The sequence below is a fragment of the Pseudoalteromonas umbrosa genome (genome assembly GCF_030125375.1).
Lineage (GTDB): Bacteria > Pseudomonadota > Gammaproteobacteria > Enterobacterales > Alteromonadaceae > Pseudoalteromonas > Pseudoalteromonas umbrosa.
Window position 1 is genome coordinate 193329 of record NZ_JASJUU010000007.1, and the last position, 25818, is coordinate 219146.

Annotated in this window: 22 protein-coding genes; all 22 read right to left on the reverse strand. The window is 37.6% G+C overall.

All coding sequences use genetic code 11. From position 1 onward, the window contains the following. Positions 1-41: 41 nt before the first annotated feature. The 22 genes from QNM16_RS20420 to QNM16_RS20525 all read right to left on the reverse strand — a co-directional run bounded on the left by QNM16_RS20420 (position 42) and on the right by QNM16_RS20525 (position 25815). Positions 42-1163, reverse strand: coding sequence for a glycosyltransferase family 4 protein (locus QNM16_RS20420; RefSeq protein WP_284022142.1), 1122 nt, complete (start codon positions 1161-1163; stop codon positions 42-44). Beyond that, on the reverse strand, positions 1156-2418 hold the full coding sequence (locus QNM16_RS20425) for a lipopolysaccharide biosynthesis protein (protein ID WP_284022143.1): 1263 nt from the start codon (positions 2416-2418) through the stop codon (positions 1156-1158). The genes QNM16_RS20420 and QNM16_RS20425 overlap by 8 nt, the downstream gene beginning before the upstream one ends. After that, positions 2415-3341: an EpsG family protein gene (locus tag QNM16_RS20430; protein ID WP_284022144.1), complete on the reverse strand. Its 927-nt coding sequence runs from the start codon at positions 3339-3341 to the stop codon at positions 2415-2417. Before QNM16_RS20430 ends, QNM16_RS20425 begins: the two co-directional genes overlap by 4 nt. Continuing rightward, a complete protein-coding gene (locus QNM16_RS20435; RefSeq protein ID WP_284022145.1) occupies positions 3308-4387 on the reverse strand; it encodes a glycosyltransferase family 4 protein in 1080 nt (359 codons plus the stop codon). Before QNM16_RS20435 ends, QNM16_RS20430 begins: the two co-directional genes overlap by 34 nt. Then, positions 4353-5441, reverse strand: a complete 1089-nt coding sequence (locus QNM16_RS20440; RefSeq protein WP_046007011.1) for a glycosyltransferase — start codon at positions 5439-5441, stop codon at positions 4353-4355. Before QNM16_RS20440 ends, QNM16_RS20435 begins: the two co-directional genes overlap by 35 nt. Further along, complete coding sequence (locus QNM16_RS20445) at positions 5438-6271, reverse strand: glycosyltransferase family 2 protein (protein ID WP_052713300.1); 834 nt, start codon at positions 6269-6271, stop codon at positions 5438-5440. Before QNM16_RS20445 ends, QNM16_RS20440 begins: the two co-directional genes overlap by 4 nt. Before the next feature lie 2 nt (positions 6272-6273). Continuing rightward, the gene (locus QNM16_RS20450; protein ID WP_052713299.1) at positions 6274-6930 is read right to left on the reverse strand and encodes a NeuD/PglB/VioB family sugar acetyltransferase; all 657 of its coding nucleotides are present in this window, start codon (positions 6928-6930) and stop codon (positions 6274-6276) included. After that, positions 6914-8053 carry a DegT/DnrJ/EryC1/StrS family aminotransferase gene (locus QNM16_RS20455; RefSeq protein ID WP_046007010.1) on the reverse strand — a complete coding sequence of 380 codons (1140 nt, stop codon included), beginning with the start codon at positions 8051-8053 and terminating at the stop codon, positions 6914-6916. Before QNM16_RS20455 ends, QNM16_RS20450 begins: the two co-directional genes overlap by 17 nt. Then, positions 8053-8589, reverse strand: coding sequence for a dTDP-4-dehydrorhamnose 3,5-epimerase (gene rfbC, locus QNM16_RS20460; RefSeq protein WP_284022146.1), 537 nt, complete (start codon positions 8587-8589; stop codon positions 8053-8055). Before rfbC ends, QNM16_RS20455 begins: the two co-directional genes overlap by 1 nt. Beyond that, positions 8576-9631 carry a CDP-glucose 4,6-dehydratase gene (rfbG, locus tag QNM16_RS20465; protein WP_284022147.1) on the reverse strand — a complete coding sequence of 352 codons (1056 nt, stop codon included), beginning with the start codon at positions 9629-9631 and terminating at the stop codon, positions 8576-8578. The genes rfbC and rfbG overlap by 14 nt, the downstream gene beginning before the upstream one ends. Before the next feature lie 2 nt (positions 9632-9633). After that, the gene (rfbF, locus tag QNM16_RS20470; protein ID WP_284022148.1) at positions 9634-10404 is read right to left on the reverse strand and encodes a glucose-1-phosphate cytidylyltransferase; all 771 of its coding nucleotides are present in this window, start codon (positions 10402-10404) and stop codon (positions 9634-9636) included. Positions 10405-10560: 156 nt separating this feature from the next. Beyond that, complete coding sequence (locus QNM16_RS20475) at positions 10561-11967, reverse strand: phosphomannomutase (protein WP_284022149.1); 1407 nt, start codon at positions 11965-11967, stop codon at positions 10561-10563. A 3-nt stretch (positions 11968-11970) separates the two neighbouring features. Beyond that, positions 11971-13380, reverse strand: a complete 1410-nt coding sequence (locus tag QNM16_RS20480; RefSeq protein ID WP_284022150.1) for a mannose-1-phosphate guanylyltransferase/mannose-6-phosphate isomerase — start codon at positions 13378-13380, stop codon at positions 11971-11973. Between the two features lie 35 nt (positions 13381-13415). Continuing rightward, positions 13416-14462, reverse strand: coding sequence for an NAD-dependent epimerase/dehydratase family protein (locus QNM16_RS20485; RefSeq protein WP_284022151.1), 1047 nt, complete (start codon positions 14460-14462; stop codon positions 13416-13418). 60 nt (positions 14463-14522) lie between these two features. Then, positions 14523-15797: a Vi polysaccharide biosynthesis UDP-N-acetylglucosamine C-6 dehydrogenase TviB gene (gene tviB, locus QNM16_RS20490; protein WP_284022152.1), complete on the reverse strand. Its 1275-nt coding sequence runs from the start codon at positions 15795-15797 to the stop codon at positions 14523-14525. Positions 15798-16206: 409 nt separating this feature from the next. Beyond that, a complete protein-coding gene (locus QNM16_RS20495) occupies positions 16207-18444 on the reverse strand; it encodes a polysaccharide biosynthesis tyrosine autokinase (RefSeq protein ID WP_284022153.1) in 2238 nt (745 codons plus the stop codon). A gap of 14 nt (positions 18445-18458) precedes the next feature. Then, positions 18459-18893 carry a low molecular weight protein-tyrosine-phosphatase gene (locus QNM16_RS20500; RefSeq protein ID WP_284022154.1) on the reverse strand — a complete coding sequence of 145 codons (435 nt, stop codon included), beginning with the start codon at positions 18891-18893 and terminating at the stop codon, positions 18459-18461. Positions 18894-18908: 15 nt separating this feature from the next. Then, on the reverse strand, positions 18909-20033 hold the full coding sequence (locus QNM16_RS20505) for a polysaccharide export protein (RefSeq protein ID WP_284022155.1): 1125 nt from the start codon (positions 20031-20033) through the stop codon (positions 18909-18911). Positions 20034-21059: 1026 nt separating this feature from the next. Next, complete coding sequence (locus tag QNM16_RS20510) at positions 21060-22082, reverse strand: NAD-dependent epimerase (RefSeq protein WP_284022156.1); 1023 nt, start codon at positions 22080-22082, stop codon at positions 21060-21062. 1 nt (position 22083) lies between these two features. Next, a complete protein-coding gene (locus tag QNM16_RS20515) occupies positions 22084-23250 on the reverse strand; it encodes a nucleotide sugar dehydrogenase (RefSeq protein ID WP_284022157.1) in 1167 nt (388 codons plus the stop codon). A gap of 68 nt (positions 23251-23318) precedes the next feature. Further along, positions 23319-24743 carry a lipopolysaccharide biosynthesis protein gene (locus QNM16_RS20520; RefSeq protein ID WP_284022158.1) on the reverse strand — a complete coding sequence of 475 codons (1425 nt, stop codon included), beginning with the start codon at positions 24741-24743 and terminating at the stop codon, positions 23319-23321. Between the two features lie 40 nt (positions 24744-24783). Continuing rightward, positions 24784-25815 carry a TDP-N-acetylfucosamine:lipid II N-acetylfucosaminyltransferase family protein gene (locus tag QNM16_RS20525; RefSeq protein ID WP_284022159.1) on the reverse strand — a complete coding sequence of 344 codons (1032 nt, stop codon included), beginning with the start codon at positions 25813-25815 and terminating at the stop codon, positions 24784-24786. Between the last annotated feature and the right edge of the window lie 3 nt (positions 25816-25818).

Here is a 25818-nt window from a genome sequence, read left to right on the forward strand (position 1 = left end):
ATTCTCTAATACACTACATTTTGATATGCACTAGATGCGGTTTAAAGTACGACATCTAGTATGTTCCCATTAACGTTATGCACATCAAACTTATCTACTGCTAATTTACGGCTATTATTAGCCAACAAATCAAAATCATCATGCTCAAGTATGCGCGATAAACCACGAGCCAAGTCATTTGCTGATTTAGGGTCTACCAAAAAACCATTATACCCTTCTATCACAGTCTCTTTGCAACCAGGTACATTTGTTGTAACAACAGGCATCGACATACTTATTGCTTCTAGTGTTGAACGAGGCGTACCCTCTCGGTATGAGGGTAATACAAATACGCCATACTCATTGAGTAGCCCTTTGATATCACTCGTGACTCCTAAGTATTTAATTACCCCTTCTTGCTCATACTCACTGATCTGCTGTTTTGAAATTGCCGAAGGGTTGCTATCAAAAGCACCAGCCAATGCAAATTCAGTATCTGGGTATTCTTTTTTCAACATTCGAGCTGCATTTATATACTCAACAACACCTTTGTCTTTTAAAATCCGCCCAACAAATAAAAACTTCTTATTATTTCTATTTGTACTAGACCGATTGAGATGAGCTGTGTCCACTCCTGAGCCGTTAATTAAAACACTTTTATCGAGTTTACACATACCGAATTTATTAAACAGTTCTCGATCATCAGGATTTTGAAAGAAAACTTTTTTATTAAAACTTAATGAGAACTTATACAAGTTTTTGATAAAGAATCTTAATGCCTTAGTTTTAAGATCCATACCAATAAAAACATAACCAAGGCCGGTTATATTAGAATATATATTTCTTACACCTGAAAGGCGCGCAGCTATTGAGGAGTAGATAGTTGCTTTTATGGTGTAATTCATAACTAAATCAGGCTTTTCTCTTTTGAAGATCTTTCTCAAGAACATAACTAGAGCTAAGTCGTCTTTAGGATTCATTCCATTTCGTGATAGTGGAATATGAATACATTCACAACCTAGCTCTCTAATTGCATCTTGGCATGCATGAGCACTCATTAAGTCAGTGCTATCTGGAAATAAAACATATACTGCAAACCCTTTTCTCTTGAATTCTTTTATTAGCTCTTTACGAAAATTCAAAATCGTAAATGGTGAGTTTGCAACTAAGAAAACCTTACGCATTAGATCCGCCTTTTTGAGGAAGTGTTTCGGGTGATAATAGGTGATTCAACCTATTTATAAAATAGAAATTCAAGACTATATAGCTTAATAAAGTCGACAAACCTGTAGATAGAGCAGCACCAATAATACCGAATTCAGAAATAAGGAAAAAATTACCAACCACATTTAGAAGACCAAACACTATGATGTTATTTGCAACCAGCTTTTCCAAACCAACATAGATTGCAAAAAATGAAACCACACCAAGTACAGCAACAAGTGTAAAACAGGCTTGTAAAACATAAAAACACAAAAGTACCTCATCATTTCCCGCTGAAAAAAAGAAGCTTCGGAAAAATGAGAGTACCAGAGCCACAAAAATACTCACCGAGATAGAGAGTAACGCCGTCATTTTTACACTTTTAAAATAAAATGCTCGTAACTTGGAGTAATCTTTTTCTTCAAGAATAGTAGTTACTTTTCTAGGGATTACATTACCGACAAGAGTCAAAATCAACAATATTATCGAACTGTAAGTAAACGCAAGCTTATAATCTGAAAGCTCACTCACACCTAGAATAAAGGGGATCATTAAGTTATCAATTTCATTAAGCCAAATTGCAGAAAAAGAGGCTAGGAAAAAATATTTAAAAGATTGCATATCTAGCATTGCTACAGAAGAGCCAACACTCAGATTCGTACCCTTGCTTAAAAACAACAATGCAATAGCACCTGCAATTAAGGAAGAGAGAACAATTATATTATAATCAACCTCAACTCTAGAAGTCGAAAATAAAGTCGTAGCGACCAGGCAACAAACGACAAAAGGCTGAGCTAAAATAACGAGTTGTGACAACGCGTCCTTCTTGTATAACCTCAAATACCAAGATAACAAATGTGACAATGAATATACACAGATAAACACAAGCGCCACAATAGCCATACTTGCATCAAATAGATATAAATACCGCATTGCGAAAAAGGCAATTAACAAAAAGAAAACTACCGAAATAAGCCAGTATAAGTTTAACTGCTTAAAGTATACATCATGTATTTTTGAGCTTTTATCTTCTGAAATATACTTAAATGCAAACTTCCCTACGGTTACAGAGGTTAGAGAAGAAATTACACCTGCGATGGATAGAACAAGAAAGTAATTACCTGCCGTTGTATCATCTATATTCCTTGCAACTAAAATACTTGATAGAAAAAGGCATGCCTTTGCCATGACAAATGACAAAAAATACCCGCCAAAGTTTTTACCTAAAATATTCATAGGTCCTTCATATAAAATGCATACAGAGTAGCTCCAATCAATAATGGAGATAAATACCCATAAATCACATTAGAATGCTTAACTTTGAGAAATGCAGACATTAAAAGTATAAGAGATAAAAATGAACAATACCTTGCAAATACAGGGTGCACAAAAAAATATGCTAAGGTTGCAAATATAGCCAACATCAATACAAAGCGGTCTAATCTTGTTTGCTCATAAAACAATGCAATACATGTAGCAAGAAATGACACGACCACCATAAATAAAACACGAACGCGTCCAGTTGCATCTCCGTCAAACAATAAATAACTTGGTAGAATATTTTGGATTACAATGCTTCCAAATAGAATGATACAAACACTCCCACCAAGTAAAGCGAACCAAAATTGGGAGTTAGTACGAACCAGCCTTGCCGAAAACAAACTAATCAGAAGCAGGAAAACTCCCCAATGCGCCATTACAGAAAGTAATAGCAAAGCACCTTTTAAAATATATGATGGATGTTTTCTTTCCAGGGCTAAAATGAAAAAACAAAAAAAGGATGTTCCCAAAGTAAATTTAGGGTTGTCGATTGCAAACAAAAAACCTAATGGAAAGCAAAAATACAGCAGAAATGGTAAAAACCCACCGAATCGCTCACCGACAAACTCAAAATTCAAGTTATATATACTTATTGTAAATATTAAATAGATAAGGAAATAAAGCATTTCTGCTTCACCTCCCACATAATCGACAATAAAGTATAAAACAACAATGGGGTTATACCCATAATGAGCTAAGTAATATTGATGCTCAAAATACTTTTTGTACGCCTCATAATCAGCGCTAAACTTTAGACCAGAATAAAAGTACAGGTATATTTGAGCAAATATGACTAGTACAAGTATTAGTCTATTAACTGCGCTATAACGTTTTTCCATGACAACTCAGATAGTGCGAACTCTCTCGCTTTTATTGACATAGCATTTAGGTCAATGCTCCCATTCAAAAGTGCTTCATAAGCTTCAACTAGTTGTGAAACACTTCTCGGTGAAACTGTTATTGCAAAATCACCATTTACTTGCTCCGCTAAGCCACCTGCGTCTGTAACGATAACAGGCTTCCCATGGAAAACAGCAAGAGGTATAACACCTGATTGGCTAGCGTCAATATAAGGAAGTACAATTATAGAACTAGACATGACAAGGTCTACAATATCTTCATCGGACAGCCAATCATTTATAATTTCAGTATTTGAGTATTTGTTTAAATCCCCCAAAAATGAAAGATCACCACTGCCTGCACATGTGAACTTGATCCTATCATCATGAGCAAACTTTTGATTGGCCTCCAAAAAGTACTGAACACCTTTATACTCTCTAATTCGACCAATATATACAGCATTTATCTGTTTTTCTGGCTTGACATCGCCTGCAGCAAACTCTCTACCAAAGCTTAAATAGCCATGCTTTAATACTTTAATAGGTTTTTTGGTAAGCTTTGACAACTGCTCTTTTGCATGTTGAGTTAGAACGAAAAATGAATCCGCAAACTTCATATCAAGCTTATATAAAAACTTTTGAATCTTTGATTCTTCACCAACATGTTGATGAACATCATGAACAATCAAGCGATACTCAATCCCTACAAGTTTAAGTAACCAAGCAGTCAGTGGGAAATAAGCACTAGGCATTGTGCATGTTAAGACATCAATGCTATTTTTCTTCAACTGATAAACTAACCATAAGCCAATAAAAGGTAGCTTTAGCAATACAAAAAAAACATATGATAACAAGCTATCATAATGTGGCAGATATGTAACATCTGTTGAAAGTTTATCGTATAAGTGCTTTTGGATATTTGTTTTAGGAATGATCACCATCCCTAATTGCTCAAGCTTATTCTTTTCTATTTCTTTTACTAGCTCGTATGTAAAGTGAGATCCCCCACCTTTACGATTTAAGAATAGGACCGCATGCTTCTTCATAAATTCCTATATACCTATCTTTCACACTAGACACTGATAAACGTTCTTTCATTAAACTCACAGCGTCTGAAAATTCTACTTTTTTGGCTAACTGTATTGCATCTAAAATAGCAGTATCCAGCGTCTCTGCTGTAGTAAATACGCCAACATTTCCAAATATATTATGCAAGCCACTCTCTAATAGGCCAACCACAGGCTTAGAGCGAATAACGTATTCAGCAGCGGCTATACCAAAACCTTCGGCAGATGAAGGCAACAAACCTACATCACATTTATCGACTAAATTTATTATTTCGGATTTGTCGAGGCGACCACAAAAGTTGACTTTAATGTTGCTATAATCGCGAGCAATCTCTTTAAGCTCTGTTTCCAACTCTCCATGTCCAACAATATGAAGATTGACACGTTTACCAGTTTGCTCTTGTAACCTTGAGCATGCTCGAATAGAAAGAGCTTGATTCTTTCCATGAACCAACCTACCTACATGTACGAGATTTATTTCCTCATCATCTTCGCAAGAAGGTAATTGAGGGGCGTCGAAATATTCACTGGCGACAGGGTTCCATACTTCCGTAGACTTAATCTCATAATATGCATCAAGAGATTGAACTACCGCGGGCCCAACTCCGATAACTTTATGTGCTTTGCGGAAAAAAAACGCAAAAAATCGATTTACTAACTTTTTATTTCCAACTACAGAGTGCTTAACAATCACACAGTTCTTCAATAGTGCAGAGAAGAAATGAATAGGAAAGGAATGTAGTATCGTTACATCGAAACGTTTTAGATATCTATAATTTGCAAGTAACCAGATAATCTGAACAAAAGCGTTAAATAACTTTTTAAACTTACTGCTAGAGGGGATGTTTTTAATATTAAAAGGGATCTCTTTATAGTTTATCCCCATAATATCAAATTGCTCTGTCAAATATTCACATTTTGAAACAAGTACAACCTCTTCGTGTATACCTACTCTTTTTTCCGTCAATAAGTCCATTAACATTGATTCTCCCCCACCTCTTTCGACAGGGTTGAGTATATTTAACACTTTCATACAATTTTCTTTAAATTTCTATAAAACAGCTCAAACTGCGATTTAAAATATTTAAGCGGTGTAATTAAGAACACAAGAGACTTGTTGTATACACCAACTGTATTTTTAAATAAGCCTTTATAAAATGCTGGCGGATAAGAGCTTAGCAAACGCATTTTTAATCCCCAACCACTCCATTGCTTAATTCCATCATTTTCTTTATGGCGTCTAATATATTGACTAGTCTGAGTAGATAGTTTCAGTGAGCCTTCTTGCAGGAGCCTATAGCTGATTTGAGTATCAGGAGAGAAAGAATCTGCATCTATAACAAGATCATCAACAAAGCCCGGAAATGCTTTTCTGTTGATAAGTGAGTAGATATAGTAACCTTTGCCATTTTTCTCATCATCTAAAATAAATTTGCATATTTTTCTAGCTTCAAACTCTTGCAAGTTGAGCTTAGGTAGATGTTCATCTCCCATAAATGGGATCACGTTCCCTCTGACAGCAATTGTATTATCATCAAACTCTTTCAAAAGCTCAACCAGCCAATTAGAGTCCCATAAATCATCGCATGCCGCCCACATAAAATAATCTGCAGTAGAACGCTCGTACAATTCAAAATAATTTGGGACAGCCCCAACATTTTCAGGCCGTTCAATTATATGAATGTTGCTATGTGTTTTTTGAAAGTTACGAACTATGTCTAATGTATTATCCGTAGAACAATTGTCACTTACGGTAATTTTTAGATCTATACCAGTCGTGTCTAATTTAACTAAGCAATCCAATGCTTCACTTATATATTTAGCCCCATTATAGACGGGTAACCCTATTTCAACCGTTTTCATAATTAGACCTCTCCCTTAATTCGAGCTGGATTGCCATAAACAATCGAATCGCTTGGGATATCCTTTGTCACTACAGATCCAGCCCCAACAACTACATTTGAACCCACTTTAATACGAGGTAAAATGACACTTCCAGCGCCAATAAAAACATTTTCGCCCAGCTCAATTTCACCAGTAAGTGTCGCACCAGGAGCAATATGGCAATAATTCCCAATTAGAGCATCATGATCTACATTGGCGTTGTTATTGACGATACAGTAGTCGCCAAATTTTGCATTTGCGCCTACGTTACATCCAGCCAGCAGCTGAGTTCCTTTTCCTGAGATAACATCATGAGCAACTATTGATTTTTCACTAATAACATCAATTGGCGTCAAATTCTGTGAGCACAAAAAACGACCTACCTCTTTGCGTGCTAAACCATTCCCACCGGCAATAGCAAGAATAAAACCAATAGACTTGATATCATCCCTTGATGACAACCATTCGTTAAATTGGCTCCCATGAATTAATGGAACATTACGTATCGGTGATTCAGTCACATTGACATTGTTATCAAACACAGCGGAAACAAGTTTTCTGTCATCGCCAAGGTTATCAAATACGGTCTTGGAGTGGCCTGTGCCACCCCAAATTATGATTTCACGAATATTTTGCATCAAACTCTAACAGCTTTTCAATGACGTAATTCACTTCCTCATCAGTTAAATCTGAATGTAACGGAAGAGTAACAAGCTCTTCGTATGCAGCCTCTGCAATAGGACACTCACCTTCATACTTCTCAAATAACGGTTGCATAGTAAGAGGAGTATAATGACACCCGGTTGCAACGCCATGCTCTTTAAGAAATAGAATTAACTCATGCTTATATTTAGTTCTAACCGCAAAAACCTGATAGACAAAGTCTTCCGGGTTGTACGGTAGCATTGGTTTTACTGTTTTTGAAGATACCAGCCCATCTACATATTTACGAATAGTACCGGATCTGTTTTGGTTCATTTGATCTAATTTTGCAAGTTGTACCAAACCAATAGAAGCAGCAAGGTCGTTCATATTGTATTTGAAGCCCAATACACTAATTTCGTAGAACCAATGCATGCTATCTACGCTGTTATCCGTATACTTTTGCGCTGTCTTCCAGTTGTCTTTATCAATGCCAACCCAGCGTAGGGCTTTCATATCTTTAACAAGCTCACTATCATTTGAGCAAAGCATACCACCATCACCAGTGGTCATAAGCTTTTTTTCTTCAAACGAATAACAACCAATGTCACCCCAAAGACCCAGTCGCTTACCTTTATACATAGGGCCTGTTGTATGCGCACAATCTTCAACAACTTTGATACCTTTCTCCTTTGCCCAAGGGACAATTTTGTCTACTGGAGAAGGGTGACCAGAATAATGAACAACAACAATTGCTGAACAATCATCAGTGTACTTAGCCTGTAAGTCTTCAAATGACATTCCAAGCGTTTCTGGGTCAGAATCTACAAAGACAGGAACAAGATCATTATATAAAATCGCAGTAGCAGAAGATGCAAATGTTAGTGCATTAACAAGTACTTTGGAGCCTTTTGGCAATTTCATACATGCCAAAGCAAGATGCAACGCAGCCGTCGCTGAGTTTAAAGCAATTGCTTCTTCACAGCCCAGTTTCTCTTTCCACTGTTTTTCAAACTCATTGACATTATTACCTAAACCAACCCATGAACGGTCAAAGCACCCTTGAACCGCTGTTAATTCTTCATCACCAAATGACGGCTTAAATAAACGAATATTCATTACAATAATTCCTCAAGCAAAACTGCTTCTTCGTCTTTACTAGATATAAACTGGGGGGTAATAGGCCATTCAATCGCCAGCTCCTTATCACTCCAAAGTACGCCGACTTCTGAGTTTGGCTGATAAGGGTCTGAAACTTTATAATATACTTCAGAGTGCTCCTCTAAAGTAATATAACCATGCAAGAAACCTTTAGGGATATGAAAATATTTGCCGTCATTTTCTTCTAAATAGACGCCATACCACTGCTTAAAAGTCGGAGAGTCTGGTCTTAGATCAACCGCGACATCCCATATTTTTCCTCGTGTACAACTAACAAGCTTCACTTCCGCGTGCTGATCTGATTGCATATGTAATCCACGCAGAGTGCCTTTATGTACATTATAAGAGCGATTATTCTGAGCCCACTCCGTATTTAATCCATGCTCGGCAAACTCAGCTTCGCAAAAAGTTCTTGCAAAGAAACCTCTATCATCTTCTATTCTCTTTTCTTCAACTAGATAGAGACCGCTTATCGGTGTTTTATGAAAAATCATAATTAACCCCTTCCATAAATTCTTTCAGTTGTGCAAGTGTGACTTCAAAAGGGTCGTTACCAGCATGAACGTCAACATACCATTGCAGCGTCTTTTCTATAGACGTATCAAAGTCCCAATTAGGAGACCAAGACAACTCAAAGTTTGCTTTAGAACTATCTAATGAAAGTAATTTTGCTTCGTGGTATTTAGGTTCGCCCAAAGCTTTCCATTTAAAGCCAGAGTAAATGCTTTCAACAACATTTAGGATTTCACCTACTGATTTATTTGCATCTGCAGCTGGCCCAAAGTTCCAAGCAGTTGCTAATGAATCTTCGCCACTACGCATCCTCATTGCTAAAGATAAGTATCCAGTAATGGGCTCTAGTACATGTTGCCATGGTCTAGTAGCATACGGATTTCTCGTTTCTAAAGTACTTTCTGTCACAAGCGCTGTAGCAATGTCAGGCAATAAACGCCCTTGTGTTGGATCACCACCACCAATAACATTTCCTGCTCGAACAGTTGCAATCAACGGTGAACTCTCAGTATTAAAAAATGAGTTCCTAAATGAATCAACGACCAATTCCGTGCATGCTTTACTCGCAGAGTATGGGTCATGTCCACCCAAAGCATCAGTCTCTCTATAAGGCCAGCACCATTCATTATTTCGGTAGCACTTATCTGTAGTTATGACTACGATTGACTTAAGATTTGCTATACACCTTAATCCGTTTAACACCTTAGCAGTACCAACAACGTTAGTATCAAAAGTGCTAATAGGGTCTTCATAGGATTCTATCACTAATGGCTGAGCCGCCATATGAAACACAATTTCCGGATTAGCTGATTCAGCAAACTCTCGAAATTTGGTTTCATCATTTATATCACCAATACACTCACCAGCAAGCAAATCCAGCTCACGTATTTTCTCATAAATCGGTGTTGCATTTTTTTCAAGGGAATAGCCATAGACATTAGCACCTAGACTATGAAGTAACGCAGTTAGCCACGAGCCCTTAAAACCTGTATGCCCAGTGATCAGAACATTAATATTTTTCATTATTACCAATTCTTCCACGGGGCTACATTATCTTGCCACATTTTCTCGAGTGCATTTTTATCTCTGAGCGTATCCATAGCATGCCAGAAACCTGCGTGTTGATATGCTGCTAGCTGGCCATCTCTTGATAATGTTTCTAGAGGTGTTGATTCCCATGGAACTTCAGGCCCTTCGATTAATTCAATGACTTTTGGGTCTAAAATGAAAAAGCCGCCATTAATCCAACTCTCTTCGCCTTCAGGCTTTTCTTTGAAGCGATTAACCGTACCATCTTCAATCTGCAGAGCGCCATATCGACCATTAGGACGTGCTGCAGTAACGGTCGCAAGTTTGTTATGCTTTTTATGAGTATCAACTAATGCATCGACATTAACATCAGATAAACCGTCACCATAAGTAAACAAAAAGTACTCTTCGTCTTCTAAGTAGCTCTTAACTGCCTTTAAACGGCCACCGGTTTGAGTCGTAGCACCCGTATCGATCAGGGTTACTTTCCAGTTTTCAGCTTTGTTATTATGAATATCAATAGAGCCATCAGAAAGGTCTAAAGTTACATCAGAAGAATGTAATAAGTAATTAGAGAAAAATTCTTTAATCACATAACCTTTATATCCACAGCAAATAACGAAATCATTAACGCCATACTTGGATAGATTTTTCATGATATGCCAAATGATTGGCATCCCACCAATTTCGACCATTGGCTTAGGCTTTACAGAAGTTTCTTCCGATAAACGTGTTCCAAGCCCACCTGCTAAAATAACAGCTTTCATTTTTGATTCCTATATTCAATTAATCCCGACTTACAAACCCGTCAAATCTAATTAACAACGATTAAAGGTCAAAAACCTTATATCTAAAGTAAGTAAGTTGAGGCTCCTTAGAGACTAACGGTTAAAAATATTTTTTAACCACTAAAAGTTTCATTTTTACTTTAATTTTATTACGCCAAAAACATTTTTCATCAACTCCACCGCTGCGTGCTCTGAATTTGATTCAACATAACATCTTAACTCTGGCGCATTACCTGATGGCCTTAAATGTACAACATCTCCATTTTCTGCTGTAAGCCTTAATCCATCAATTTGACTCACTAGTACTGCGACACCACGATGTAGCTCTTCCAAAAGTTTATTCGGGTTTTCGCTTAACTCAGCAATTAAAGCTTTGCTCTTCTCAGTTGCAAAGTCTTTTAGTCGGTCGCTCGCGGTAAATCTTTTCGGCAATGTTTTAATTAAGCCGGAAATACTATCACTCATAGTCGCTACAATTAATGCTGGTAACACAGCATCTCTTGTCGGTAATGCTTTTAGCACCTTACCATTAAATTCACAATCACTTGCTAACAAATACCCACCGTTAGCTTCAAAGCCCGCTATGCGTGAGTATGTCTTGTTTAGATTTTCAAATGCTTCTATGACATATGGAGACCCAATTTTTGTTCTTACTACAGACTTAAAGCTATCTGAAAGCTCTATTGCTGTATTGCAACTAACTGGTGTAGCAAGTGCTTCAATATCCAAAGCTTGGCTACAAAGTAAGCCTAAAATATCTCCCCTAAGCCACTCTCCATCTTCACCAGCAACAAGCGGCCTATCACCATCTCCGTCAGTTGAAAACAATAAGTCTAAGTCATGCTCACGAACCCAGTTTCGAGCTCTTTCTCTATCGTCTTCAGAAACTGCTTCAGTATCAATAGGAATAAACTCATCACTTCGGCCTAAGCAAATTACTTCGCCGCCCAGCAGTTCAAAAAGTACTTTGTAAATATCTCGACCTGCACTTGAGTGCTCGTAAATACCAATCCTTTTTCCTGACAAGGTATTTTGATTGAAAAGCTCGGTATAACGAGAAACATAGATATTTTTTGCCTCGTCACTCGCAACAAGCTCTACATCATTAACATTGATATCTGAAAAATCAAAATCAGTTGATAAAATAGCCTGCTCATCACTTTTAGTAATTTCACCATCAGGGCGGTAAAACTTAAGCCCGTTTCTGTCAAATGGTATGTGACTTCCTGTCACCATGATACAAGCCATGTTTTTTTGCATGGCTGTATAAGCAAGTGCGGGAGTAGGAACAACACCATAATATACAACATTAATATTAAGTAGCTTTAAACCTGCCACACAAGCTCGAGCTATTTCAGTACTGCTCGGACGGTTGTCAATTGCAATTGCTATTGTATTAACTTCAAATTCGTTTTTAAGACTTTGGGCAAAAGCAATTGAAAAAGCAGCACAAACCTCAGGTGAAAAATCAGTAACTAGACCTCGAGCTCCGCTTGTGCCAAATGCAATTCCACTACTATTAATTACAGACTTTGTGTTCATTGCTTAACCTTTTACTCTTCCATAGCGGTCTTCAAAACGTACAATATCATCTTCACCTAAATATGAACCTGATTGTACCTCAATCAACTCTAAATCTACCTTGCCTGGATTCTCTAAGGCATGTACCGCAGTAATAGGTATATAAACTGATTCATTTTCAGTAACAAACTGTTCTGTGTCATCAATTTGTACTTTGGCAGTACCTGAGACTACGACCCAGTGCTCGGCTCTATGATGATGCATCTGCACTGATAACTTGGCACCTGGTTTAACAGTTATCCTTTTAACTTGGAAACGCTCACCATTATCCACAGAGTCATATTTCCCCCAAGGGCGATAAACTTCGCGGTGGAAAGTAACTTCAGAGCGATCATCGGCTTTTAGCTGGTTAACGATTTGTTTTACTTTTTGAGACTCATCTTTATGCGCAACAAGTACAGCATCCTTGGTGTTTACAATCACTAAATTTTCAACACCTACAGTTGTAATTAATTTATCTTCACCAAAGATTAACGTGTTTTTCGTGTCGACAGATTTAACGTCACCGATGAACGCATTACCATCTGCATCTTGCTCCGATACTTCCCACAAAGCAGAAAAACCACCTACGTCATTCCAATTGGCATCCATTGGGACAACAACTGCGTCTTTTGTATGCTCCATCACCGCATAATCGACTGACTCATCTGGGCATGCTTCGAATGCTTCTTTATCAACACGAATAAAGTCCATATCGTTGTTTTGTACTTGAACAGCTTTTTCGCAAGCCTTGTAAATATCTGGACGGAAGGCTTTCAACTCTTCGAGATAGCGGCTTGCTTTGAACAAAAACATACCGCTATTCCAGTAATAATCGCCACTTGAAACATAACTCATTGCAGTTTCTAAATCAGGCTTTTCTACAAAACTATCCACTACAAAGCCATTTTGAACTTCTGAGCCACGCTTGATGTATCCATAGCCAGTTTCTGGGGTATTACCAACAATACCAAACGTTACTAACTTACCTTGCTCAGCTAAAGACTTTGCTTTAATGATACTCTCTTGAAACGCATCTTTGTTTTCGATTACGTGATCTGCTGCTAACACCAGTAGTAGAGGGTCCTGAGCATTTTCAATCGCTTTAAACGCTGCCAAAGCGATAGCCGGTGCAGTGTTACGACCAACCGGTTCTAGAAATATGCCACTATGTTTTACATTTAACTGACGAATTTGCTCAGCCGCAATGAAACGGTGCTCCTCATTGCAAATTAGCATTGCAGGTGAATGAGATAGGCCGTCCAGCCTTAAAAGCGTACTTTGCAGCATGGTGTTATTACCATGCAGCTTGAGAAATTGTTTTGGATAGTTGCCACGTGATAAAGGCCAAAGACGAGTACCTGAACCACCTGCCATAATAATTGGTAAAATCATTTTAACTCTTAAGCTGAATATTGTTCAAAATGTGACTAGGCTTGCTTGCTCGTCGTTGCTAGATTTAAAAAGCTCTTATACCAAGGCATTGATTTACTAATGCCTTCTAAAATGCGGTACTCTGGTGAGTAGCCAAGATAGTCTTTTGCTTTACTCACATCAGCTTGTGAATGGCGTACATCACCGGCTCTAAAATCTCGATAACTTGGTTCATTCGTTACAATCACATCGCACTCTTTCAAAGCCGCTTGAATGGCGTAGTAAAGTTCGTTTAAAGTGGTGCGGTCACCCACAGCGACATTATAAACTTTATCTTTTGCTTCCTCGGGTGCAGTAGCTGCAAGAATATTCATTTGCACCGTATTTTCAATAAAGCAAAAATCTCGACTAGTCTCACCATCTCCATTGATAAAGACCTCTTCACCCTGAATCATTGAGGCCGTCCATTTTGGAATAACCGCTGCATAAGCGCCGTTTGGATCCTGTCTTTTTCCAAATACATTGAAATAACGAAGGCCAATTGTTTTAAACCCATAAGTTTTAGCAAACACACCAGCATACAATTCATTGACATATTTAGTTACTGCATATGGTGAAAGTGGATTACCAATATTCTCTTCCACTTTAGGAAGTGCCGGATGGTCACCATATGTCGAGCTACTTGCAGCATAAGTAAAGCTTTTTACCTTTTCTTCTTTAGCAGCCTGTAACATGTTTAAAAAGCCAGTGATGTTGGCAGAGTTGGTAGTTAATGGATCAGCGATCGAGCGAGGGACAGATCCTAAGGCAGCTTGATGTAGTACATAATCGACACCTTCGACTGCATTGGTACAAGTGTCATAATCCCTTATATCACCCTCAATAAAAGAGAAATTAGCCCATTGCCCCTCAGTAACAAGAGTTTGAACTTCATCTAAATTGTGCTGGTGTCCAGTCGCAAAGTTATCTAAACCGACAACTCTTTGCTCTAATTTCAATAATGTCTCTAGTAGATTTGAGCCAATGAAGCCTGCAACGCCAGTTACTAACCAAGTTTTTGGATTTGCAGCCAATTCATTTTTAATTTGATCAAAACGTGTCATTTTTTTTCCATAAAAAGTAAGGTTTCGGTCACACCTAAACCTAGCTTTACATAATAATTGTTACAGGCGCATGTCTACTGCGTTCTTATCCAGTACATATTTTAAGTCATATAAAATATGTTCATTCTTACCAAATTTACGAATGGCATCACTACCAAGTTGTTTAAACTCGTTATGGCCAACAGCAAGGATGATGGCATCATAATGGTTTATTTGCGCTTCTGGAGCCAATTTTAAGCCATATTCATGTTCGGCTTCTTCACTAGAACACCAAGGATCAACCACATCAACATTCACATTGTATTCTTTAAGCTCTTCGACAATATCAATTACTCTAGTATTACGAAGGTCTGGACAGTTTTCCTTAAATGTAAAGCCCATCACAAGCACATTAGCACCTTCCACGTGAATGCGTTGCTTAAGCATTTGTTTTACTAACTGAGAAACAACATATTGGCCCATGCCATCGTTAAGGCGACGCCCTGCTAAAATCATTTCAGGATGATAGCCAACGCTTTGCGCTTTATGGGTTAAATAATAAGGGTCTACACCAATACAGTGGCCTCCAACAAGACCTGGGCGGAAAGGCAAGAAATTCCATTTAGTTCCAGCAGCCTCTAAGACCTCTAATGTATCAATATTTAGCTTGTTAAAAATAATTGATAACTCATTAATCAAAGCAATATTGACATCACGTTGGGTATTTTCAATAACTTTCGCAGCTTCAGCAACTTTAATACTAGAAGCTTTGTGTGTTCCCGCAGTAATTACAGATTTATAAAGCTGATCTACAAACTCAGCCACTTTATCTGTTGAGCCTGAAGTCACTTTTAATATATTTGTTACACGGTGTTCTTTATCGCCAGGATTTATTCTTTCAGGTGAATAACCCGCAAAAAAATCTTTATTAAATTTCAGGCCTGATACTTGCTCCACAACAGGAATACAATCTTCTTCCGTAGCACCAGGATATACTGTTGATTCATAGATGATAATATCACCTTCGTTTACAACCTTGCCAAGCATCTCACTTGCTTTTATCAGCGGTGTTAAATCAGGTTGGTTATGTTTGTCTATTGGTGTCGGTACAGTGACAATATAAACATTACAGCTTTTTAAATCATCGACTGTATAAGAAAAGCTTAGCTGCGGTGATTGCGATAATTCTTCATCACTCACTTCTAAGGTTGAATCATGGCCTGACAGAAGCTCTGCAACACGGTTCTGATTTATATCGAAGCCGAGTGTTTGGTATTCTTTTCCGAACTCTACGGCTAGAGGAAGGCCTACATAGCCTAAACCAATTACACCGACCTTTGTGTCATTTAAGTCCATATGTACATCTCACCTGGCAAAATTTAAATTTTTGTTCGTAATTAGCACCGAATTTAATCAGCTATTTTATAGGCCTTATAAGGTAACTTACTTGCCCTAATTTAATCTTCTTAGTGCTTGAGTTAAGCTTGTCACAAACCCAGAACTAACACTGTCTGTCGAACTCGAGTCTGGAATATATGTATTGCAGGCTTACCAGCCATTCCTTGCAAAAACTTTACAAATAGTGTTGTTACAGATTACTAGTTACTCAAATACCGAAAAGCTACTTTTTGAGCGAGCTCGATGATGTTAACTACTTAACCAGTAGCAGCTAACAGTTATCTAGCTGCTACATGGATGTCACGCGGTGCTTTTAAAATGCAGTCTATCATCTATTCATAAAGCAAGTTTAAGCTGACGCTGCTATTTATTTATCCGACTTATACTCATAGTTATAGTAACCATAGTAACCATAAGCATTACTGGCTTTCTTAACAACGCCATTAAATACAACACCTTTCACATCAATGCCATTTTGTTCAAAGCGATTGCGGGTTAGCTCTAACTCTTTAACATGGTTTTGTCCAAAACGAGTGACAAGTAGCGTACTTCCTGCGTGCGCACTTACAATAGCAGGATCTGTCACAGCTAATATTGGTGGTGTATCTATAATCACTAAATCGTACTTTGCACTAACCTCTTCAACCAATTTAGAAAAGTTTTCATGCATTAATAACTCAGATGGATTAGGTGGTATTTGCCCCCTTGTCATCACATCTAGACTATCAATTTGGCTTTTTTTGGTTACTTGCTCAAGTGTTAATCTGCCTGACAAAAAGTCACTCAAGCCATTTTCCCACTGTAAACCAAATTGAGTTTGTAAGTAGCCTTTACGCATATCCGCATCAATAATCAAAACCTTTTTATCACTTTGTGCAAGAACAGCGGCAAGGTTAACAGATATAAAAGACTTACCAACTCCCGGACTAGGGCCAGAAATAGCAATGACATTATTTTTTGCTTCCATCATTGCAAAATGAAGGCTCGTCCGTAAGCTTCTTAAAGCTTCAATAGAAAGATCAGCTGGATTGTCAACCGCCAAAATTGATTTCGCTTTAGCAGTTTTGCCTTTGCGCGCTTTTGCAAAACCGGTAAGCTTAACTTGGTATTCAGAATAAGGCACACTTGCATATACAGGTAAACCTAATGCCTCAATTTCACTTGGGTCCTCAATGCCTTTGTGCATAGCCTTTTGGATAATCACAATAGCTATTGCTAACATCCCACCCAACATGGTAGCCATAAAGACTATCAAGGCTTTTTTAGGCTTAACCGGCTTTGAAATATTTACTTCGGCAAGATCGATAACTCGAACATTGCCCACCGTACCTGCACGGACAATATCTAACTCTTGAGTCTTAGCTAAAAGCAATGTGTATATTTCATTGTTCACTTCCACATCGCGCGTTAGACGCAGTAGCTCTTGTTGTGTTTCAGGAAGAACCTGTACCTCTGCAGCTAAGCGACGCTTTTGATTATTAACTGCCTCAATTTGTTGAAGGGCAGCTTGATAGCTCGGATGGCTTTGTTTGAACTTACGTCCTAATTCAAGCTTTTGGAGCTCTAACTGCTGTAGCTGTGTTTCAATTTTTACTAGTTGCTTGAGTACGCCTTCAGTTTCAAGGCTAATATCCACTGACTGCTGCTTTACTTGGTAATCATTAAAGCGCTGTTCAGCTGATTCCAATTGCTTTTTAACTTGTGGTAACTGATACTCAAGAAACTCAAGCGACTTTTGCGCTTCCGCACTATTACGCTCAACATTTCTTCTTACATAGGTGTTAGCTACCTTATTTAATACTAATTCAGCATATTCAGCATCAGCATTTTGTAAGCCTAAATTAATAATTCCAGAATCTTTTCCTTTTTCAGCAGCCTCAATTGCAGCTTGTAAATCCAGTATCGTATTTAATCGATCTCGCTTTACAAGCGCAAACTCAGTATCAGGACGGGCAATTAGTGTTTTAAGTGTTAAAGTAAAAGTACCATTCGTCACTTCCTCTCCAACTTTACCTTTCAGAATGCTTTGACCGCTGCTGTGTAGTAACTCAAATTGATTGCCTGTTAACGCAACTAAAGTAAACTCAACCCCTACTGCACTATTAGGTACATCGAATTTAAATACTTCAATTTTTTCTCCACCCCAAGCGTAGCTCGAAGCGCCAAAGCTGGCCTCTGCTATATCACCCTCTGCCATTGGAGTAAATTGACGAAACGCACGCCCGCCAACTATTGGAAAAATTTTTGGTTCAGCAACAATATCAAGTTTCAAGCTATCAACAGCTTCCCCGATAATACTGCGAGACTTTAAAAGCTCAATTTCGGTTACTGCTGCTGATGTGGTTTCAAACATACCACCCAATTCATCAAAACCAGGGACAGAGCCGCCTTTCTCTTCAACTTGAATCATCGCAGTCGCTTGATAAATTGGCGTGCTGAAAATCGCAACTGCCACACCAATTATCATAAATAGAGCTGTGATTATAACGATGAAAAATTTACGATCTAACAAAGCTCCGAATAGGGCCATTAAATCTATTTCTTGCGCTTGTTGTGTGTTTGGCTTTTGTTGAGAGCCACTTAATAGGTTTGATTGAGCATTCATTGACTCTTTCATCCTTATAAATACTTCTGCCAAGCGCTACATGCGCTATCAATTAACTCAAAAACGTGTTCGAATGCTTCACGACTTTGCCTGTAAGGATCTGGTACTTCTTTATCACCTAACCATTTACCAAGCAAAAATGTTTTACCACGCGCCTCTGGGTAGCGTGCGCACAAATCTTGTACATGCCTTTGTTCCATTACCAAGATCAGTGAGTTTTGTGCGACAAGTGATGAATTAAGTTGACGTCCCTTATGAGGTCCCATGTCAATACCATGCTCGCTAGCTAATTCTTGAGCAACACTATCAGCAGGTTTTCCTTCAAGCGCAGTTAAGCCTGCAGAGGATACATCTATACGTGTATTACTTAGCTTATCTTTCAATACGTATTCAGCAGTGGGGCTTCTACAAATATTACCTGCACAGACAACCAATATACTATCAAACATTATCTATATACCTACCTATTGATTATCTATATCTTGTAATGCATCTACTGTTGAAAGCGAAGGAAGAAGTAGGCTAATAACTTTATTCCATCTAGCAATCGGTGCACTAGTAACGTATACAATATCTTGAGGTTCCAGTTCAAACTGCTCCGCAAAAATTAACGCCGCAATATTATTCGCTCTCAATTGGTACACGTCTGCAATCACACCATCTGTTTCAAAATTTCTTTTCCTAAGGACGAATATACCATTTGCATTGGCACTACGTTCATTGATCCCACCGACCTCAGATAAAGCTTCAGCTAAACTTAAGCCATAGCGCTTAACTTCAACGGTGCCTACTTTGTTGACATCCCCCATCACATAGACATTTCGTTTATCATTACGCGCTACGTGAATAACATCTCCATGTTTAAGTATGCGGTTTTGTGAAATATCGCCTTTAGAATAAAAGTCGTCCAACTGAATATGTTCTACTGTATTTGCTCGGCTAAAAGTAACCGTTTTCCAATCAGCCCTTTCATTCAATCCACCGGCTTGATTAATAGCATCGATTAAAGTAAGTGGTGTCTCAGTAACTGAATACACGCCAGGGTTCTTAACCTCGCCAGTTACATAAACCTTTTGACTTTTAAAACCTACAACTTTTACATCTATCTGAGGATCTTCAATAACTCGGCTTAAGCGATTAACAAGCTCTTCTCTTAACTCTACAACCGTTTTTCCAGCAGCAGGAACTTTCGGAGCATATGCATATGTAACGGTGCCATCAGCTTGGACTCTAAAGCCATCAAATTCAGCCGTTCTCTGGACTGCTGCAGGGATTGTTAATTCAGGGTGGTCCCAAACGCCAACAGTAATTACATCTCCAATACCCAAACGATATTCATAGTCAGAGACGTCAAGACCTTGAACGGAAGTCATACGCTCAGTTCTATTCTTACTTTTCTGGTTATTTATCACTTCTGAATCAATGATTTGAATATTAACTTTTGAAAGTTCTTGATCCAAATTTGCTGTTTTATCGCCTGATGTAATTCCTTCAAAATGCCCACCTGGGATCAAGGTGCAGCCACTCATTACCAATAAACCTGCTGATGCTATAGACATGGCAATGAAATTTTTACAGCGTTGGGCCATTTTTTCTTCCTAAATATTTTTAATACTTATTCTTAGTTACTAAGTTTGAAGTAGCTTAACAACATAACTCCCACTTATATGATGGGTAATTAAACCATGCGATGTTCTCAATCGCAAGTTTACATTGCGTTAATGTTACATGAGTTTTACTAAAGATTTGTTGCAATAGCTTCGAACGTCACTGTGAGCTAATTGCCATCTTATTAGTCACCTAATATAAAAACCTAAACAACTAACAAACAACAGTTTTATCCAAAAAAGGAACTGTGATGTTCAAATAAAAGCACGAAACAACCAGCTCATAATTGCTTTAAAAAAAACAACAAAAAAATGCAATTTAACAACTTCTTGAAGTAGCGTTTTTTGCTTAAGTTTCTTACTCAAAAATTTAATTAGCTTACACAGGGGAGAACACAAAAATTACATAGACTAAGCCTTCCAATGCTTTGAAGTAGTATTTCCTTAAACTTGAGTTATTATACAATATAAACAATGGGAGGCCAATTTATCTATACTATAAAATTTAATATCTTAATCTTTTTGTATTAAATAAATCTAAAAAGCACTTTTACACAATAATTTACATAGCAACCAACACCTTCGCCCAGCATTTTCTTATCATTCTCAGATAAATTGTAAGCAGCGGAATTAGCTCGTTTAGCTTCATAGCTAGCAAAAAAGTGCCTTGTTGGATAGTAACCAACGTAAGCTTACCGAACACTCGAATAATTTTTCTGAGTCATTCAGCAAGCTTTCCTCAGATGTATCCCAGTAGTCATAACACTTAACAGGAGTACTCATTAGAGCTATGTCGTCTTCAATAACGACCTTAATAGCTTGGAGCGATAATAGTCGTCGGCAAAACCACAAAAACGGCTCTCACGAAATCGTTACTTTTCGTGAAGTAAAATTTGAAGACAAAAAGTCTTAGTTATTAAAATAAACAATGAGAGTTGCTGCGGTTAAAGTTGGATACCGCCATAATAGGCGGCATTCAAAAGTAGAAGTGAGTATAGTTCAGTACTATTAGTCGATATCGTAAAAATCTTTATACCAAGAGACTAGGTTTTTTACGCCCTCAGTTAGACCTACTTTAGGTTTATAGCCAGTAGCCTCAAACAAATCCTTTGTGTCAGCATAAGTTTTATATACATCCCCTGGTTGCATTTCCCTAAAGTTTTTATTCGCTTCTATACCTAATTCTGATTCAATCGCCTTAATAAAATCCATAAGGTTTACCGGGCTACCATGACCTATATTGTAAACTGCATAAGGAGCTGAGCTGGTTGCAGGACTGCCGCTTTCAACTTTCCAATCCTTATCTCGTGAAGGAATGACATCTACTACCCGTATTATACCTTCTACAATGTCATCAATATAAGTAAAGTCACGCCACATGTCCCCATTGTTATTAACATCGATCACCTGACCACCTAATATTTTCTTGGTGAAAATAAATGGGGCCATATCAGGTCTTCCCCATGGGCCATACACTGTAAAGAATCTTAGCCCAGTTGTTGGGATGTTATATAAGTGTGAATAACTATGGGACATCAATTCATTTGATTTTTTCGTAGCTGCGTATAACGAAACAGGGTGATCAACTGAATCTGATGTTTCAAATGGGGTCTTTTCGTTTAAACCGTATACAGAGCTAGACGAAGCATATACGAAATGCTTAACTCTCGCACTTCTACACCCCTCTAATATGTTTAGGTGGCCAAGTAAATTACTGTCAGCATATGCATGTGGGTTTTCTATGGAGTAGCGCACACCAGCTTGCGCCGCCAAATGGATCACAAAGTCAAAGTTTTCAGATTGAAACAGCTTTTCAACATCACTTCTACTGCTTATATCAAGCTGTACAAAAGAAAAGTTTTCCGTTGGTATTTGTTTCAAGCGCTCTTTTTTTAAGTTCACATCATAATAATCATTGATATTGTCAATACCAACGACCTGATTCCCTTTAGCCAATAGCTTTTTGCAAACTTCCGCACCAATGAAGCCTGCAGCACCTGTAACCAAATATTTTTCTGTTGTTGTACTCATATTAATCACACCCAAAGATATCTCTTGTATAAACCTTTTCGGCTACATCACTCAGTTCATCTGACATTCTATTTGAAATGATAACATCAGACTCTGCTTTTAACTCTTCGATGGATTGAGTCACTTTAGAGTAGAAAAACTCCTTTTCTGTGTATGTTGGTTCATAAATGATTACCTCAATACCTTTAGCTTTAATGCGCTTTATAACCCCTTGAATAGCTGAAGCTCGGAAATTATCAGAACCTGACTTCATAACAAGCCTGTATACACCAACGACCTTTGGTCTCTTAGCAATAATTGCATCCGCAACAAAGTCTTTGCGGGTTGTATTAGCGTCTACGATTGCGCGGATCATATTGTTAGGTACATCTTGATAATTTGCTAAAAGCTGTTTCGTATCTTTCGGTAAGCAATAGCCGCCATAACCAAATGATGGATTATTATAATGAGTACCGATCCTTGGGTCTAAACTAACACCTTCGATAATTTGCTTTGTGTCCAAACCGTGTGATTCAGCGTAGCTATCAAGCTCATTAAAATACGCAACTCGCATAGCTAAATATGTATTAGAGAACAACTTGATTGCTTCAGCTTCTGTCGCATCAGTGAAAAGTACATCAATATTTTCTTTTAGTGCGCCTTGTTCCAATAGACCAGCAAAAACTTCAGCTCTTTCAGAGCGTTCACCTACTATTATTCTTGATGGATATAAGTTGTCGTACAAGGCTTTACCCTCTCTTAAGAACTCTGGAGAGAAGATAATATTATCAATGTTAAGTTGTGATTTAATTGAATCAATAAAGCCAACAGGTACTGTTGACTTAACAACCATTGTTGCTGATGGCTCTATATCTAATACAGTCTTTATGACGCTTTCAACAGAGCTCGTATTAAAGTAGTTGGTTACAACATCATAATCAGTCGGAGTCGCAATTATGACGAAGCTGGCCCCCTCTAATGCTTCTTTCGGGTCAACCGTCGCTTTAAAGTCAAGACTATCGTCTTCTAAGTAATTGGAAATTTCGACATCTTCAATTGGAGAGGTTCTTTCATTCAGTAGTTGCACTTTTGACTCATCTATATCTAAAGCAACTACTTGATTGTGTTTCGCTAGCAACAACGCATTCGATAAACCGACGTAACCAGTCCCTACCACAGTAATTTTCATTTAATACTCACTTTACGTAAATTTCAGCAATCCCTAAGTATAACAACTCAGAATAAGCTATTTAAGCCTTAAGCAATCTCTCTTTTTTTTCTAGCTACGACAAACCTCAGAAAGGATGCTAACTCTTTCTTAAAAATGATAAGTGAGCTTACAAATAATACAAACCAAAAAACATAACTATATGTTGCATAGTCTTTACCGAAGAGCGTACTTGTACATGCCCCAAAAACTAACAGAAAAGTATATCCATAAAGCAAAGTTCGTGGGAACGATACCCATACTCTGGCAGACAACTCAGTCCTTAGCAAAAAGAATAAGAAGAAAGCCGCACAAGTACTTGCGGCTGCGCCAGCCGCCCCATAAACCGGGATCAAGATAAAACTTAATGCTATGTTAAAAACAAATGCTAATATCGCTGAAAGCATTGCTAAGCCTGTTCTCTTCGCAACATTAATTCCAACAACAGTGGTTTCAGAGAGAGTGTATAAAAGAGGGTAACCTAAACAGGATATAAGAACCCATTGTACCTCAACATAATAGCTAGGTAAAAAGAAGGGCACAATCCAGGATAATAATCCAGCAAGACAAAACAATACAATAACAATAAAAAGTATGTAACGATGAACATCTTGAATTTTGTCTAAATTCTCCCCATCAGCAACCCACTTATAGACTGTCGGAGCCCAAACAGTTGAAAATACATTTTGCAAAATGGCTGCTGCGGCCGCAAAACTCACAGAAACTGAATATAGCCCTAACTCTTCTAGGCCGGATATTTTTTTCAACAATACCTTATCTATCGCTGTAAGGCCCCAAAAAGCGAGCGACCCAAATATAAGTGGAAAACCATAAGCCAAAATAGTTTTAAATAAATTAAAATCAAAACGCTGTTTCAGCAATTGCCAAATAGCGTCTTTGATCAAATAAAACAAAATAAAAAAAGTAAGAAATTGAGATAACGCGGTTATTAATACAAGATCTTGCGTTTGAGGAGATGCTAAAATGGCGACTGCAATTAAAACCAGCGAAATAAGAAAAACTTTTGGTGAAACTTGTACTATTGAAAAAGCCAAAGCTCTTTGTTCCATTCGTAATATCAGTGAAAAGAACCTCGCTAAAAATGCTACAAAAATCGACAACATAACCAGTAGTGAGAGAAAGCCGCTTTCAAGATCAAAGAGCAGTGATGACAGCCAATCCTTAGAAAATAATAACGATACTGAAAAGCAAGTCGTTAATATTAATAAGCCGGGAAATAAAGACGTCTTGAGTAGCTGAATTTTATTTGATGACTCGTGGTATTCTCTCACATAAGCTTGGTCTAATCCCAAGCTGAATAGCATAACACTTAAACTCAATGCAATGTTATACATGGCAATTCGACCCACATCTTCAGGAGCAAAAAACCAGGTTATTAATGGTAGTGAGATAAAGCCAAGTAAAGCACCCGCAACAGGTCCTATCGCAAATTGAGCAATTTTCTTTATATTCATATTAGCACGAGCTTATTTTATAAAAAGCTTTCAAATATCATCAATTAAGAATACTTTCTAGCTGACTTAGATAGTTACTTTTAGAGAAGTACTGACGGATTTTCCTTTGATTGCTTATCATTTGCTCTTTATCTAATCCACCAAACTTTTTGACAGAAAAAATATCTACACCAATAGAATCAAAAAGTTCCCAATGGCTGGTATCTTCACGCATGTAAACTTTTTTCCCTAACCCCAGCAGTGTAATTATGTTTCCCATAGCTTGCTGTCTATTGTGATTAAAAAATGCAATATCAACTTTACTTAAAAAGAGCAAATAATCATCAAATGGAAGCAATTCTGTCATCGGATTAAATTTTTCTCCAAACAGCTTAGTCCCTTCAGCAATTACTTTTTCAGCGTTTTTTGAGTTACCATAAGACAACGGCACATGAACTTGAATATTTTCATTTGCAAATGGTTTAAGCTTCTCAAATACCTCTAAGTGATTATTACTCGGATCTGCTGAATTGCCGACTTGAATGTGTATTGTATTCTCGGCATTATTTAGTATTTTTAGTTCACTGTATAGGTTACTAGTATACATCAAACACTCATGGTGTTTTCCTCTAGCCGAGTAAACTGTTTTTGCAATTTCTATATCGCCTTTTACATACGTAACTAAATTTCCAATTTGTTTAATTACTGTACTCTTTATAAATTCATTAAACTTCCATTTCAGTGTTTTAAATTCAGATTGAAAAGTGTATAGATCGCCTCCCCAAATGAACCAATAACACTTCTTTAACAACCATGGGCATAAAAATAAAAGGTAAATCAGTTTTTTATCGAATAAGCCATGTATGATAACTCGCTCTGCACGATGCATGTTTATTAAGGTCAGTAACAAACGTTTTAGTTTTGAGCTTAGAGAACTGTCAGATACAAAAATATTTTTTGCTCTCATAACCTTGTCAGCTGCAATACCTTCTGAGATTAGAAAGTGATGTTCATCAAATTTGAAGTTATCTTTTACCAACTGCACAAAAGGGACGATAAATTTATCACCCGATGAAATATGTAGAACTTTCACTTA

Coding starts and splice junctions, on each gene's coding strand:
- QNM16_RS20485 (WP_284022151.1), bottom strand. CDS start 14,462: ATGACACGTTTTGATCAAATTAAAAATGAATTGGCTGCAAATCCAAAA.
- QNM16_RS20455 (WP_046007010.1), bottom strand. CDS start 8,053: ATGAATATTCGTTTATTTAAGCCGTCATTTGGTGATGAAGAATTAACA.
- QNM16_RS20445 (WP_052713300.1), bottom strand. CDS start 6,271: ATGAAAACGGTTGAAATAGGGTTACCCGTCTATAATGGGGCTAAATAT.
- QNM16_RS20435 (WP_284022145.1), bottom strand. CDS start 4,387: ATGAAGAAGCATGCGGTCCTATTCTTAAATCGTAAAGGTGGGGGATCT.
- QNM16_RS20495 (WP_284022153.1), bottom strand. CDS start 18,444: ATGAATGCTCAATCAAACCTATTAAGTGGCTCTCAACAAAAGCCAAAC.
- rfbC (WP_284022146.1), bottom strand. CDS start 8,589: ATGATTTTTCATAAAACACCGATAAGCGGTCTCTATCTAGTTGAAGAA.
- QNM16_RS20475 (WP_284022149.1), bottom strand. CDS start 11,967: ATGAACACAAAGTCTGTAATTAATAGTAGTGGAATTGCATTTGGCACA.
- QNM16_RS20480 (WP_284022150.1), bottom strand. CDS start 13,380: ATGATTTTACCAATTATTATGGCAGGTGGTTCAGGTACTCGTCTTTGG.
- QNM16_RS20515 (WP_284022157.1), bottom strand. CDS start 23,250: ATGAAAATTACTGTGGTAGGGACTGGTTACGTCGGTTTATCGAATGCG.
- QNM16_RS20520 (WP_284022158.1), bottom strand. CDS start 24,743: ATGAATATAAAGAAAATTGCTCAATTTGCGATAGGACCTGTTGCGGGT.
- QNM16_RS20425 (WP_284022143.1), bottom strand. CDS start 2,418: ATGAATATTTTAGGTAAAAACTTTGGCGGGTATTTTTTGTCATTTGTC.
- QNM16_RS20430 (WP_284022144.1), bottom strand. CDS start 3,341: ATGGAAAAACGTTATAGCGCAGTTAATAGACTAATACTTGTACTAGTC.
- QNM16_RS20440 (WP_046007011.1), bottom strand. CDS start 5,441: ATGAAAGTGTTAAATATACTCAACCCTGTCGAAAGAGGTGGGGGAGAA.
- QNM16_RS20505 (WP_284022155.1), bottom strand. CDS start 20,033: ATGGCCCAACGCTGTAAAAATTTCATTGCCATGTCTATAGCATCAGCA.
- QNM16_RS20420 (WP_284022142.1), bottom strand. CDS start 1,163: ATGCGTAAGGTTTTCTTAGTTGCAAACTCACCATTTACGATTTTGAAT.
- QNM16_RS20510 (WP_284022156.1), bottom strand. CDS start 22,082: ATGAGTACAACAACAGAAAAATATTTGGTTACAGGTGCTGCAGGCTTC.
- rfbG (WP_284022147.1), bottom strand. CDS start 9,631: ATGAAAAATATTAATGTTCTGATCACTGGGCATACAGGTTTTAAGGGC.
- tviB (WP_284022152.1), bottom strand. CDS start 15,797: ATGGACTTAAATGACACAAAGGTCGGTGTAATTGGTTTAGGCTATGTA.
- QNM16_RS20500 (WP_284022154.1), bottom strand. CDS start 18,893: ATGTTTGATAGTATATTGGTTGTCTGTGCAGGTAATATTTGTAGAAGC.
- QNM16_RS20450 (WP_052713299.1), bottom strand. CDS start 6,930: ATGCAAAATATTCGTGAAATCATAATTTGGGGTGGCACAGGCCACTCC.
- rfbF (WP_284022148.1), bottom strand. CDS start 10,404: ATGAAAGCTGTTATTTTAGCAGGTGGGCTTGGAACACGTTTATCGGAA.